Origin of the sequence: Bacteroides difficilis, from assembly GCF_048319815.1 — a bacterium.
GTDB lineage: Bacteria > Bacteroidota > Bacteroidia > Bacteroidales > Bacteroidaceae > Bacteroides > Bacteroides zhangwenhongii.
Map to the genome: position 1 here is coordinate 5,371,372 of NZ_CP182814.1, position 14,731 is coordinate 5,386,102.

Here is a 14,731-nt window from a genome sequence, read left to right on the forward strand (position 1 = left end):
GAAAAACACAGTCTTTTTCACTAAATTCATATTATTCACTTATTCCGTTATTTCACTTTCATCGTATATGAGTTTCAGATCATCAAGCCACATGACACTGCTTGTACTTCCTGCAAAGAAATCTCCAAATTTACTTGCAGAAGCTACCACTATAATAGTAGTAGGAATACGTTCTTCATCCCAATAATCCAGCCGAATCGTAAAAGGATACATTTTTGTTCCGTTCAAATCCTCGTCTGTCGACTGCATCCATGTCTGTTCACCATGAGCTATTGTTCCTTTATTTTCCGTAGTATGATCAAACAATTTCGGTACTTTAGTAGCAACAATCCGTTCCCAAGAATATGTGACACCTTTATACGTATAAGTCTCTTCTTGCCAATCTCCCAAAGCAATAAAAATATATCCTTGATCTTGTTCATTGTTACCTATGTGTGAATCAGCATAATTGACTTTTCCGGAATTATAACGTATCCAACCTGTTAATGCTATCGGACGAGACGTAAACGGACGTCCCCAACCTAGAATGCCATCCCCTTTTAAACCACTCATCTCTGTCTGTAAATACCTTCCAGTAAACAGGTTTCCGGCTGCAAACTGAGTAACAACTTTTTGTGAAGTCAATTTAGCTGAACGATTTCCACTATGCTTAACATTGGTGTCTGGCGTTGTAACATCCCTTCCTAAAGTTGCAGAACCATGGTTCCCACTATCCCAAAAAATATCACTATCATTAGAAGACGGAGCTATATAAGCAGGAGCACTTCCCGACCACTCCTCAAATCCACAATTCTCCAATTGGAGCGTCTTTTCTGTCGTGAACTGACATTTTACATTGGATGCCATTGTCCCCTCCATAACTTGATATTCATATTCAGAGAAGAGTTCATTATCATCATTCTTCAATCCAGTCACCTCAGCGGTAAGTACAGAGCCGTTTCGTACCGCAGGCACCGTCTGCCATTCAGTAGTTCCCACTTTCCGGTAGCGGAATGACAATTCTGATTGTGGTTCTCGTTCCGGCAGTACTTCACCGAACAAAGTCGCCTTTGTTGCCCATATAAGATATTTCTTATCATCCGGAATAGCGACTGTTTGTACTGCAATATCAGAAGCCACAATTTGCCAGTCTACTATACGCTGATAGCCTCTCTGGTCTGTTACAGAAAAACGAATATTACGTGTACCATTCTCCGCTGTATATTTCCGGATTAGTGAAGCGGAAAGCTTTATATCCATAGCGTGCCCCAAAGAAGCTTCTTTTTTATCGATCGTGATTCCGCCATTTGCGAGCAGATCTTCTTCCTCAGTTGTCAGATTTTTCAAGTCAAAAGCCTGTTGCGCAGTAGGTGCACCGAGAAAATCCGGAAACTGTTCAGAGGCTATTTCAATCTGCGTCAGTTCTGTAGAACCCTTTATCATCACCGTCATATCCTCTCCATCACCTATTTTCATGTATGCGGGTTGTGTCAAGACTAAATTTTGTCCCCCCATTTCAGCTTTAACAGACGGTCGACGATAAATCGTCTCTTCTGTTTCCACTTCTCCAATAGGAGTTACATCCACCACTAAATTTATCATTCCCCCTCCGGTATCCGGCACTTCCACTTCCGATTCCTTAAATTCATAAGTCAAGTTGTAAAGTGTAGCCGACACCACATCGGGAATCGTATCTATATGTACAAACGGTGCTCCGGTAAGCTTATTGGTTGCCTCAAATGTACAAAATAGCGTATCGCAAGCAACAGGAACAGAGAAATATCCTAATTTTCCGGCATCATCTGCCGTAAAATCAAGAATTCCATTTTCAGCCTTTACAGCCACCCCCACCGTACAATTTTCAAAATAAGGATTCATTGTCTCTGCAAAAGCTACAGTAGCCACTGTATTACCTACATTAGCCACGACATCAACTTTTACATCTGCCCCTTTTGTTATAGTAAAAGACTTTATACCCTCATAAAATTTCTTATCGAATGATGCAGAAACCATCTCTCCAGCTGTCACCTTTACTTGGTAATCACCGGAAGCAAGCAATATGTCAGCTGGTACATTTTCTACTCCTTGATACTTACGTACCAGTTTCAAATCCTCTTTTTCACGTTGGTAGATACGAACCTTACAGTCTTTCTCCAAGATAGCTTGTTCTTCCGATGTAAGAGCACGGGTAGCTACTACTTTCAAATCATTCTTCATCCCGACAGACAACCGAAGACTCCCCTCACCATCAGTCGAAGTATATTCGTCACGTTGACATCCTGTGAAAAAGAAAAGAAGTAATAACCAATATAAATAATATTCTTTCATCTTCATTTCTTACCTATTTATTCTTTTATCGTAAATGTTAACGTCTTCGATACACTCTGCCCTTTCCGATCAATTAAAGTAATATGGAATTTGTGTGGTTTCTCACTTGGAAAATTCTTCAATAACGGTGTAAATTGAGTAATTACAAAATCCAGCTCCGTTTTTCCTACAACCTGCTCTTCCACAGGAAAACCAAGACTTGTCAATGTTTCCTTATATTCTCCCGGTTCAGCCAAATCAAAAGTTCCAGCTTCACCAAACATCATTTTGATAGCATTTCCAAACAAATCATCACCCGCTTCTATTTGCACATTCACATGTCCGATAGTTTCCGACGCACTAAGTTTCACAATAATCTCCAATGGGTTCTCTTCAGTCACAGTCTCATCAAGAACGTAATCAAACTTCTTGCAGGTAATCGTAGGCTCTCCGTCCACATCACCCCCACCGTCCGGAAAATCATCTATTTCCGGTTCGTCAGGACGAACACCACCATTTATATTTTCCACATCACAGCTATTGTCCACTTTCACAGAAGCATTAGCATCACCTCCAGTATTCGGATCACCGTCAGCATCGCTCAATTTATAAGTCATGGTTACAAGATAACCGATTGATACACCGGATACCGAACGTGTATTCACTGTCTGTACTTCATCTTTTATTCCATCTTCCGTCAGAGTGCTCAAAAATTTGAAATCGACAATATTACCGCTTTCATTGGCAGGAAAATAAGCAGCACGTACTTCATCTCCCATCTTAAACGTAAGTTGATCATTGCTATTTATTGTTACCGTAACTTCGGTATCGTCTCCCAAAAGCGGTTTCAATTCGTCCGTATAACCTATTTTTACCATAATACAATGCAACTTACACTCTATCTTAGCAACATTGGTCACTTGATCTTTTTGTATCTCAATACTCTGCGAACCTTGACAATAAGGAACATCAAACACTGGTTCCCCTCCATCTGGAGAATGGGCTATGATTTTGTATTTGCCGACTTTCAATTGAAATATTTCAGGCATATCACTATATCTCCATTCGGAAATTAAAGTTGTTCCGTCTTCATTGTAAATACCAACGATATAACTACCAACATCTACTGTGGCAGCACGAGACAGTGGTGTAGCATTTACATCCACAGAAAGTTGCATGGAGGACAATTGGATTTGTCCATAACCATCTGATTCGTTACCGAAATCCATTTTTTCACGATCGCAAGCAGAGAAAATGAAAAAGCTTGCTACAAATACTGCTAATATATTAACTAATTGTTTCATATTCATCAATTCACTTTAATTTATTATTTAGCATACTCTAAATGTACATCATCTATTACTAAGACATTTCCTATACCACGAGTATCGGCATTACCACTCCAAGTATTAATCTCTCCACTATATTCTTTAATAGCCGGACTAGAAGAGGTTGATGACAAAAACACGATAGATATATGTGTCGGTTGTAATTCTTCATTTGAATAGGATATATTTAAAGTAGCCTTATCAGTGTTAGTTGTCGATAAATTCATATATCCATTTCCTAAATTAACAATATTATCTCCTTCTCTATGTTCTATTTGAATCGAAGCGGAAGCAGCTTCTCCATTATATGAGTAAAAACGATAATTAAAAGTCATTTGCGTAGGGCGAGAAGCAAAAGTATGTCCATGAACTTCTCCTGTTGATATATCATATTTTCCAATATACAAAGTGCCAGATGTTTTCTTGTTACAACTCAAACCTCCCCAAGGTAATCCTGTTGTACAGGTACTGCCTTCCCCCCATCCAATAGTTGCTATTTCTGCAGAATATGAACCATTAATTGGAGACGTAGATAATTTCATTCTAGTACTAGCCGACCAAGAAGAATTCACATAAGTAGTTCCTGGATATGCTACATAATAATAAGAGTAAATGCCTGCTTTAGCTGTAGTCAAATCATTCTGTGTACTCCACCAAGGATCCAAATCACTATCCTCATAAGGGTAAAAAGTATAAATATCTATACTGCCAGGTTTTCCTGTTCCTTTCCACACAAACTTCTCACTCCACGTTTCAAAATCCGAATTAGGAACTTGCAATTCTGCTTCCGTCTCAATACTCAATTGATTCGAAGCCCCCACAATATCACCTTCTTCATCTTTTTTGGTAAATTGATAAGTGTAACCGGTAGCCGGAATTAAATTAGTCAAAGAAATGATAGAACCAGACAAAGGACAATTTATAGCATTCCATACACCATCATTTCCGTCATTATCCTTCTGAGAGCATAGGAAATTCCATCCATCTACATTTCCTTTTAACTGCAACGTAGCCTGTTTCGTCCAAACATCTCCTGGATACTGCAAACTAAGTACCACAGGATCTCCCATAGCCGAATTCAATGTTCCTTTACGTCGCAAATACCGAGCCTCCATCTGAATATCAGCATATTGGGATTCATCAAACTTAAACACCAAATCATGTGATGTTCCATTCGACTTTATGGAACTTGGCACTACTTGCTGTTCTATCTCGCCTTTCTTCAACCAATAGGTCACCTTGGCGGGATCACCGTCAAGAGTTAAATTAGCCTTCATCTTTGTCGTACCATAAAGCACTGATTGTCCTGCACTCACCGCAAACAGATTATCTTTACTGGAAACTCTAAATTTCAATGGTTCCACATTCTCTTTAGACAATTTATCAGTAGCCCGCAACTCAAAAAGATGTTCTGTACCCTCTTCGGTATATTCCAAAAAAGGTACTACATTCGTAAAGTCAATCTTTGCAATCTTATCTTTTTTGTCACCCAATCCTGCCATCTGAAACCCTAACTTCTGCATTGCGCTCAGATTTTCTGCAGACACACTAGTCAAGTCCACAGTTTCAGGCCATCCTTGTTCAATCAACGAAGAAGAATGAGTCGTCAAATAACAATGAGCTATTCCACCGGCCGCATTCAAATAAGCATACACTTCTGAAGCTTCCGCTGATTTTCCTTCAACAACGTCAATCGGTTGGTCATCATTAAACCCATTTGCTGTAAAATAAGGTGCCGGAGCACTTAAAGCCTCATCCGAGACAATGATTGTCACAGGTTCCTGATTAGGAATATCATCACTAAATGATATATTAATAGAAGGAGTACCTGCATCCAAATCAAGTGTCAGAATATAGGCATGGCGAGCTTCAAGAGCATAATCTTCGCCAACTTTCAAAGTTACTTCCTGTGAATAACCTTCCTTCTTTTTTACCTTCACACGTACTTGTACTTCTCCCGGCTTGAAATAGGCATAACGTGTTTCATCAGAAACATAGTTCACTGTATTGCCAAGCGAAGTAGTGACTTCAGCCGTATACTCAGAAAAGTAGTCCTTAAATTCATCTGTATAGACAATCGACAATTTAGCATTTGCCAGATAACAGGTCACTTCCACAGTGGTGGTCTGTCCCCGCTTTATAACAAACGGCTGATTTCCCTCATAATAAGGCAACTCGAAACCTTCATTATTGACATCGCCATACGAAGCTTTCGCTACATAGTTATTACCAGACCGAAGAGTCAACTCATCATCAGCCAAAAACTCAGCTAACGTAGCCCACTCTCCACGAAGAGTTTCTCCTTTAAATATAGAAAAAGAGAAATCATTGACATCGGGCACTTCCTGTTCTATTCCATCATTAACCCGAGTATTTGTTCCCACTAATACTTCGGCATTTGCACTAACTTGTACACGTAATGTTCCATTTCCTTCACTTCCCTCATCACGTTCCGAAGAACAAGAAAAAAAGAAAGGTAGGAGACATACACAAAAAGCCAGTTTTACTAATTGTCTGTTACTCATCTCTCTAGAATCTCTTTATATCTTAAAAACCGACCGCAAAAATACAGTTTTCTTTCTTTATAATAAAGTATCCAAAGAAAGATTTATCCCAAAATCTGAAAATGAGGACACAATTAACCTGTCCGACCTTAAAAAAAAGCCATATTTTTAAGCCTATCACAGAAGAATCTCACCTTTTAGATGAAAAACAGAACGTTACTCCCCTACATTTATTGAATATAAGATCTATTGATTTAGACACGAGTGTTATTTTTAAATAGGCTCATAATATAATTATAGTTCCTCTTTATTTCCACCAATTTCATTTTTATATAAAGCCACCTACACTCCCGGCATCAGCACCACCCCAAGTTTCTTCTTTCCATCCATCTTGACCACTATCGGTTTCTCAAAGCGGACATGGCGGAGGAACTTCGTTTCTTCCACAGCCGGTTGCGCATTGAGGAACTCTTGGTTGTAGACACCATCATTCATAAAGGCATTGATCGTGAAGTAACCCACTCCGAACGAGGTAAGATTCTGGAAGAAATGCGTACCCTGGCTGGGATCAACGCGGTAATTAGTCAGTCCCGCCTCCACTATCACACGGGCTGCCGAGATGTGCGGCCACTTCACCGGAATACCCAGCCACGTGTCGCTGCTTCCCCAACGTCCGGGACCGACAAGCACATAGTTCTTCCCCTCGTTCAAGAACTGCTGATTGATCTTTTCTATCTCCCAAGCAATAGCCTGATTATTGGAAGCACTGTAGCCGTCCGTCTTCACATAGACAACATCCTGAATCTCGTTCATAATGCCATGTCCCAGCGAATTATACGAGCGCAGAATCACCTCATCATCCGGTATATCGTTCAAATCCTCATCCAGCATCTCCTTGCTATCCACAATCGGACGGATCTGCAAAAGATAGAAAGTACCCGTCTTATCCTGATCACGACTTAACGTTGCCGCAAACTCAATCTCAACCGGACGACGCATCTCCTGTTCCCCGTATTTCAAAACCAACTGCAAAATACGAGCCAACGGGAAAACATCATGTTGCAGGATATTAGCAAACGTGATCACCTTGCGTCCGCCCGGATACAAGCCATCCCGGATTATCTGGTCGTACGGGTCGTATGTAGAAGCGATATACTGCAAAGCACCGTCATTTTCCGCCTCTTTCACATGAAGTTTCAACAGATTAAAGCCGTCATCGATCGAAAAGTCATGCCCTGCATTCTTCAAATCCAACGCATAGAAACGGGTCTGAGTCTCTTTCAAAGCTATTTCCATCTCGCTAGTCTGTAACACCTGATTGGGATGATAAGGAGAAAAACGAAGCGTCATACCGCCATCCACAATATATTTTCCCAATCCAAGAGCCAGATTCACCGTTCCTTCCTCCGCCTTTTCATCACCCAGCGGATAATAATTGAGCGAGCGTGCCACACCGGACATGGAAGGATAATAACGTTCTCCGTATTGGTTACCAACGACTTCCTGCAAGATGACAGCCATCTTTTCCTGGTCTATCACGTTCGACGTAGCTTGCATATAAGCCTTGCTGTCACGGAAGTATACCGAAGCATACACTCCCTTGATGGCATCGGAAAGCATACGCAGCATCTCATAGCGATCGTCCAGATAAGGAATCATATACGTATTGTAAATCCCCGCAAACGGCTGATAATGGGAATCTTCCAACAGAGACGAAGAACGGATGGCAATCGGTGACTTCACCACATCAAAGAAAGTAAAGAAGTCTTCCACCAACCGGTCCGGCAACTTCGCTTTCAGGAAATACCTCAGAATCAAATCATCATCCGCATCCGAAAGGGCAATCTGATACAGATTATTAGTGTCCATAAACTCATCGAACACATCCGTACAAAGCACCACCGTCTTGGGAATGGCTACCCGTGCATTCTCAAACTCATCAAACTCCGGATGACGCTTCACCATATTATCTATGAAAGCCAGTCCGCGCCCTTTACCTCCGAGCGAACCGTCACCGATACGCGCGAAATTGGAATAACGGTCGAAACGGTCCCGTTTAAAGACGGCAACAACTCCCTGATTCTTCATCTTGCGATATTTCACGATCGCCTCAAAAATAATGCGGCGATGGGCGTCCACATCCTGAAGACTGCTCCATGTAATCGGTTTCAAGAACTCCGCCACGGGAAACATAGCCCGCGAATAAAGCCAGCGGGACACATGATTACGGCTAATGTGATATAAGAATGATTCCGCAGGAACGGCAAACAGGATATTCTGCAACTCTTTCAGATTCCGTACACGGGCAATCTCCTCCCCCGTCTCCGGATTACGGAAAACAAAATCACCGAAACCGAAGTTATCGGAAACGATACGGCGCAGGTCGACATCCATCTTCTTGGAATTCTTGTCAATAAAGCTGGCGCCGTATTTTGCCGCATAGGAAGCATTCTCCGACTCGGACGACTGGATAATCAAGGGTACGAACGGATCATTCTTACGTATCTCGGCACACAGCTTGATACCCGCCAGACCGTCTTTCTCTCCCCGCTCCACCTTCGGGAAACGTACATCCGTGATCACCCCCAATATATTATTCTGATACTTACGGTAAATATTCATTGCCTCCTGATACGTACGCGCCAACACGATTTTAGGCCGTCCGCGCATACGAAGCGTACGCTGGTGCGCATTCAGAGCCTCTGTAGAGAACTCCTGACTCTGCTTCAACACGAACTTATACAGGTTGGGAAGAATGGAAGAATAGAAGCGAATGCCGTCTTCCACAACAAGTATCAACTGTACTCCTACCTCCTGCACGTCATGCTCCAGATTCATCTTGTCCTCCATCAGCTTAATGATAGAAACCAGCAAATCGGTATTGCCCAGCCAGCAGAAAACGTACTCGAAAGCACTCAGATCCTCATTGATAATCCGTTTGGTAATACCGTGACTGAAAGGAGTCAGAATGACGATAGGAATGTGTTCATATTTCTCCTTGATATGCCGTCCGATGTCGAAACTGTCATTATCTCCCGTACTCGGCATACAAATCACCAGGTCGAATGACATACTTTCCAACTGCGCCAATGCCTCCTCTTCGGTAGACACCTGCGAGAAACGGGGCGGATAACGCAGAGAGAGCGAAGTATATTCATTAAAAATCTTCTCATCGATACGTCCGTCATCTTCGAGCATGAAAGCGTCGTACGGATTGGCTATCAGCAGCACGTTGAAAATTCGCCGGGTCATCAAATTGGCGAACTGGGTATCTTTGAAGTAAAGCTGGTTTAATTTATATTTACTAAGCATAGAATTATTCTCCTTTCTTATACCAAATCGTCTTGTTTCAAAATCACATTTTGCAAAGTTAATTCTTTAAATCTCATTTTCCACCATCTTCTTTATAAAGTTTACTTGTTTATCTCTTATTATTTTGTAGTTTTGTACCAATAAGTTTATTCAAAAAGACTTTTTATTCACATGAAAAAAGTAACTTTATTAATGAGTGGAATCATGGTAATGTCATGCGCTCCCCAACAAAAAAAGCCGGTCTACCCCGAGACGGCAAAAGTAGACACTGTAGACGTGTACTTCGGTACGCAAGTTCCCGACCCTTACAGATGGTTGGAAAATGATACCAGCGCAGCTACCACCGCTTGGGTAGAAGCGCAGAACAAAGTGACAAACGAGTATCTGAGCCAAATACCTTTCCGGGAGAACCTCTTGAAACGGCTGACGGAACTGGCTGATTACGAGAAGATCAGCGCTCCTGTCAAGAAACACGGCAAATATTATTTCAGCAAGAACGACGGTTTGCAGAATCAAAGCGTGTTCTACGTACAAGATTCATTGGACGGCGAGCCTCGCGTGTTCCTCGACCCCAACAAATTGTCGGACGACGGCACAGTGGCCCTCACGGGACTTTATTTCTCACACGACGGCAAATACACCGCGTACACCATCTCGCGAAGCGGCTCCGACTGGTCTGAAATCTACGTGATGGACACCGAAAGCGGCAAGTTGCTCGAAGACCACATCGAATGGGCCAAATTCACCGACGCTGCCTGGCAGGGAGACGGATTCTATTATAGCGCTTACGATGCTCCGACCAAAGGAAAAGAGTTCTCCAACGTGAACGAGAATCATAAGATCTATTACCACAAGATCGGCGAACCCCAATCGAAAGACAAGCTGATTTACCAGAATCCGGCTTATCCGAAACGTTTCTACACCTCCGGCACCAGCGAGGATGAACGTATTCTATTCCTGACCGAATCCGGAGCCGGAAGAGGGAACAACCTGTTCATACGGGATTTGAAAAAGCCCGCCTCTCCTTTCATCCAGCTCACCACTGACCTCGATTACCAATATTACCCAATTGAAGTAATCGGCGACCGGATTTATATCTACACCAACTACGGCGCACCGAAAAACCGGATTATGGTGGCGGACATCAACCATCCGAAACTGGAAGACTGGAAAGAACTCGTGCCCGAATCGGAAGCAGTGCTCTCCAACGCGGAAGTGATCGGTGGCAAACTGTTCCTCACATACGACAAAGACGCCTCCAATCACGCATACGTTTACGACCTCGACGGCAAGCAATTGCAGGAAATCGAACTGCCCTCGCTCGGTTCGGTAGGATTCAGCGGCAACAAGGATGACAAGGAATGCTTCTTCGGATTTACCTCGTTCACCATTCCCGGCGCTACCTATAAATATGATATGGACAAGAACAGCTACGAACTGTACCGTGCCCCGAAAGTGCAGTTCAACTCGGACGACTTCGTAACGGAACAGGTGTTTTTCCCCAGCAAGGACGGTGTGAAGATTCCGATGTTCCTTACTTATAAGAAGGACTTGAAGAAAGACGGCAAAAATCCGGTATTCCTCTACGGGTACGGAGGTTTCGGTATCAGTCTCAATCCGGGCTTCAGCTCCAACCGCATCCCGTTCCTCGAAAACGGCGGTATCTATGCCCAAGTCAACTTGCGTGGCGGCAGCGAATACGGTGAGGACTGGCACGTAGCCGGAACCAAAATGCAGAAACAGAACGTGTTCGACGACTTCATCTCGGCCGCTGAATATCTCATCAGCCAGAAATACACCGATAAAGACAAGATAGCGATTGTCGGCGGTTCCAACGGCGGTCTGTTGGTAGGCGCCTGTATGACGCAGCGTCCCGACCTCTTCCGCGTAGCCATCCCGCAAGTAGGTGTGATGGATATGCTCCGCTACCACAAGTTTACCATCGGCTGGAACTGGGCCAGCGATTACGGCACCAGTGAAGACAGCAAGGAGATGTTCGAATACCTCAGAGGTTACTCTCCATTGCACAACCTGAAACCGGGCACAAAATATCCGGCAACTCTGGTAACCACTGCCGACCATGACGACCGGGTAGTCCCCGCCCACTCATTCAAGTTTGCCGCTACCCTGCAAGCCGACAATGACGGGACCAATCCGACCTTGATCCGCATCGACAGCAAAGCCGGACACGGTGCAGGCAAACCTATGGCAAAGGTACTGGAAGAGCAAGCCGACATTTACGGATTCATCATGTATAATCTGGGCATGAGACCGAAATTCTAAAGACCGGCTTTCTATTTGCGAACACATAGAAGCCCCGTTACCTGTTTTTTACATCACAGGTGGCGGGGCTTTGCGCTTCTTGGACTCCAAAACTATCATTTTATCATTATTTAATCAAAATAACGCCTTGAAAATAATCACATTTCAAATATTTCCCTATATTTGCAGATAGTTAGTTGACATTTTATCAGAATTAACCTTTTAAACTATAGTATCATGAACATCCAAAAAATCATGTCCTCTCTGGAGGCAAAACATCCCGGTGAATCTGAGTATCTTCAAGCTGTCAAAGAGGTTCTTCTGTCCATTGAAGATATATACAATCAACATCCTGAATTTGAAAAAGCCAAAATCATAGAAAGACTGGTCGAACCCGACCGTATCTTTACTTTCCGTGTGACGTGGGTGGACGATAAAGGCGAAGTGCAGACCAATCTCGGCTACCGCGTACAATTCAACAACGCTATCGGCCCGTACAAAGGCGGTATCCGTTTCCATGCTTCCGTCAATCTTTCCATCCTGAAGTTTCTCGGCTTCGAACAGACTTTCAAGAACGCACTGACCACTCTGCCTATGGGTGGCGGCAAAGGCGGTTCCGACTTCTCACCACGCGGCAAGAGCGATGCTGAAATCATGCGTTTCTGCCAGGCGTTCATGCTGGAGCTGTGGCGTCACCTAGGTCCGGATATGGATGTTCCCGCCGGTGATATCGGCGTAGGCGGACGCGAAGTGGGTTATATGTTCGGTATGTACAAGAAGCTGACGCGTGAATTTACAGGAACTTTCACCGGCAAGGGATTGGAGTTCGGCGGTTCTCTGATTCGTCCCGAAGCTACCGGTTTCGGCGGTTTGTATTTCGTGAACCAGATGTTACAGGCAAAAGGAATTGATATAAAAGGTAAGACCGTCGCTATCTCCGGGTTCGGAAACGTAGCTTGGGGGGCAGCCACGAAAGCCACCGAACTGGGTGCTAAAGTGATTACAATCTCCGGACCGGACGGATACGTTTACGATCCCGACGGCATCAGTGGCGAAAAGATAGACTATATGCTGGAGCTTCGGGCTTCGGGCAATGATATAGTTGCTCCATACGCGGAAAAATATCCGGGTGCGACCTTCGTCGAGGGCAAGCGTCCGTGGGAAGTAAAAGCTGATATTGCACTTCCTTGTGCAACTCAGAATGAATTAAATGGAGAAGATGCACAAAATCTCATAAAAAATGACGTACTTTGTGTCGGAGAAATTTCCAACATGGGCTGTACGCCGGAAGCCATCAATTTATTCATCGAGCATAAAAAGATGTACGCACCGGGTAAAGCAGTCAACGCAGGCGGTGTTGCCACATCCGGACTGGAAATGTCTCAAAACGCCATGCACCTCAGCTGGAGTGCCGCAGAAGTGGATGAAAAGCTTCATGCAATCATGCACGGCATCCATGCCCAATGTGTGAAATACGGCACGGAGCCCGACGGATACATTAATTATGTGAAGGGAGCCAACATTGCCGGATTCATGAAAGTAGCCCATGCAATGATGGGACAAGGCGTCATTTGATAATTAAAGATTAAAAATTAAAAGGCAGAAAAATAGAAGGTGGACGGGAGCTGGTTGGCTTGGGATTCACAAATTATTTAATTTTTAGTTTCTAATTTTTAATTTCTAGATTCATTTAGAAGACTTTGTTTAGTTGTATTTGTATTTGTGGTTTGCGCCACTCGCCTCCTGTGACAGGACGCGGGTGGCGCTATTTTTATGAGATTAACGTTATTTTCGATGGGAATTAATTATCTTTGCGGCATTATCGAATAAATAAATAACTAAATAAAAATGCTACAACCCGAATTAAAATTCCGTCGCGATAAGATTCGCAGTCTGATGGCGTTGCAGGGCATTGACGCTGCGCTCATTACTTGTAATACAAATCTGATTTATACATACGGCTGCGTTGTCAGCGGTTACCTTTATCTTCCGCTCCATTCACCCGCATTGCTGTTTTTCAAACGTCCCAATAATATCACAGGCGAACATTCGTTCCCTATCCGCAAACCGGAACAGATTGTCGATCTGCTGAAAGAAAACGGATTGCCCATGCCGACCAAGTTGATGTTGGAGGGCGACGAACTTCCTTACACGGAATATTGCCGTCTGGCAAGTCTCTTCCCCGAGACCGAAGTGGTGAACGGCACTCCGCTGATCCGTCAGGCACGTAGTGTGAAGACACCGGTTGAAATCGAGATGTTACGCCGTTCGGGCATTGCCCATGCGAAAGCTTACGAACAGATTCCGAGCGTATACCGTCCGGGAATGACGGATATAGAATTCTCTATCGAGATAGAACGTCTGATGCGCCTGCAAGGGTGTCTGGGCATTTTCCGGGTGTTCGGACGCAGCATGGAAATCTTCATGGGCAGCGTACTCACGGGAGACAACGCCGGATATCCTTCTCCATACGACTTCGCACTGGGCGGACAAGGTCTCGACCCTGCCCTGCCGGGAGGAGCCAACAAGACTCCGTTGAAAGAAGGACAAAGCGTCATGGTCGATTTAGGAGGCAACTTCAACGGATATATGGGCGACATGAGCCGGGTGTTCTCTATCGGGAAACTGCCGGAAGAAGCTTATGCGGCACATCAGGTCTGTCTGGATATTCAGGAAAAAATAGCTTCCATTGCCCGTCCGGGTGTTGCCTGCGAGCAACTGTATGACACCGCCATCCAAATAGCGACGGAAGCCGGATTCAGAGACAAATTCATGGGAACCAACCAGCAAGCGAAGTTTATCGGCCACGGCATCGGCCTCGAAATCAACGAAGCTCCCGTACTGGCCCCCCGCATGAAGCAGGAACTCGAACCGGGCATGGTGTTTGCCCTCGAACCGAAAATCGTACTTCCGGGAGTAGGTCCTGTAGGTATAGAAAACTCTTGGGTGGTGACGAACGAAGGCATCGAGAAACTGACGAACTGCCGTGAAGAAATCATTGAGCTGAGTTAAACTCGTCCGGACACAAACCTTATTCAA

The 14,731-nt window shown here is 44.0% G+C and carries 7 protein-coding genes; 3 read left to right on the forward strand and 4 right to left on the reverse strand.

Annotated elements, in window-relative coordinates; translation table 11 throughout:
* Nucleotides 1-39: 39 nt before the first annotated feature.
* The 4 genes from ACNOGP_RS21080 to ACNOGP_RS21095 all read right to left on the reverse strand — a co-directional run bounded on the left by ACNOGP_RS21080 (nucleotide 40) and on the right by ACNOGP_RS21095 (nucleotide 9,430).
* On the reverse strand, nucleotides 40-2,313 hold the full coding sequence (locus ACNOGP_RS21080) for a DUF4493 domain-containing protein (RefSeq protein ID WP_418213654.1): 2,274 nt from the start codon (nucleotides 2,311-2,313) through the stop codon (nucleotides 40-42).
* A gap of 11 nt (nucleotides 2,314-2,324) precedes the next feature.
* Complete coding sequence (locus tag ACNOGP_RS21085) at nucleotides 2,325-3,590, reverse strand: DUF4493 domain-containing protein (protein ID WP_418213655.1); 1,266 nt, start codon at nucleotides 3,588-3,590, stop codon at nucleotides 2,325-2,327.
* Nucleotides 3,591-3,613: 23 nt separating this feature from the next.
* Entirely contained in the window at nucleotides 3,614-6,139 is a 2,526-nt protein-coding gene (locus ACNOGP_RS21090) for a DUF4493 domain-containing protein (protein WP_418213656.1), read from the reverse strand.
* 321 nt (nucleotides 6,140-6,460) lie between these two features.
* Nucleotides 6,461-9,430 (reverse strand): PEP/pyruvate-binding domain-containing protein, encoded by a 2,970-nt coding sequence (locus ACNOGP_RS21095; protein WP_007751404.1) that lies wholly within the window; start codon nucleotides 9,428-9,430, stop codon nucleotides 6,461-6,463.
* Nucleotides 9,431-9,601: 171 nt separating this feature from the next.
* Between ACNOGP_RS21095 and ACNOGP_RS21100 the strand changes: the two genes are divergently transcribed.
* From ACNOGP_RS21100 to ACNOGP_RS21110, 3 genes are all read left to right on the forward strand, one after another.
* Complete coding sequence (locus ACNOGP_RS21100; protein ID WP_186967368.1) at nucleotides 9,602-11,713, forward strand: prolyl oligopeptidase family serine peptidase; 2,112 nt, start codon at nucleotides 9,602-9,604, stop codon at nucleotides 11,711-11,713.
* 216 nt (nucleotides 11,714-11,929) lie between these two features.
* Nucleotides 11,930-13,267 (forward strand): NADP-specific glutamate dehydrogenase, encoded by a 1,338-nt coding sequence (gdhA, locus tag ACNOGP_RS21105; protein WP_418213657.1) that lies wholly within the window; start codon nucleotides 11,930-11,932, stop codon nucleotides 13,265-13,267.
* 273 nt (nucleotides 13,268-13,540) lie between these two features.
* Nucleotides 13,541-14,704, forward strand: a complete 1,164-nt coding sequence (locus ACNOGP_RS21110) for a M24 family metallopeptidase (protein WP_007766608.1) — start codon at nucleotides 13,541-13,543, stop codon at nucleotides 14,702-14,704.
* Nucleotides 14,705-14,731: the final 27 nt, after the last annotated feature.

What these genes read in the sequence shown, in the direction of transcription:
- ACNOGP_RS21080 (WP_418213654.1), bottom strand. Translation starts at nt 2,313, where the DNA reads ATGAAGATGAAAGAATATTATTTATATTGGTTATTACTTCTTTTCTTT.
- ACNOGP_RS21085 (WP_418213655.1), bottom strand. Translation starts at nt 3,590, where the DNA reads ATGAAACAATTAGTTAATATATTAGCAGTATTTGTAGCAAGCTTTTTC.
- ACNOGP_RS21090 (WP_418213656.1), bottom strand. Translation starts at nt 6,139, where the DNA reads ATGAGTAACAGACAATTAGTAAAACTGGCTTTTTGTGTATGTCTCCTA.
- ACNOGP_RS21095 (WP_007751404.1), bottom strand. Translation starts at nt 9,430, where the DNA reads ATGCTTAGTAAATATAAATTAAACCAGCTTTACTTCAAAGATACCCAG.
- ACNOGP_RS21100 (WP_186967368.1), top strand. Translation starts at nt 9,602, where the DNA reads ATGAAAAAAGTAACTTTATTAATGAGTGGAATCATGGTAATGTCATGC.
- gdhA (WP_418213657.1), top strand. Translation starts at nt 11,930, where the DNA reads ATGAACATCCAAAAAATCATGTCCTCTCTGGAGGCAAAACATCCCGGT.
- ACNOGP_RS21110 (WP_007766608.1), top strand. Translation starts at nt 13,541, where the DNA reads ATGCTACAACCCGAATTAAAATTCCGTCGCGATAAGATTCGCAGTCTG.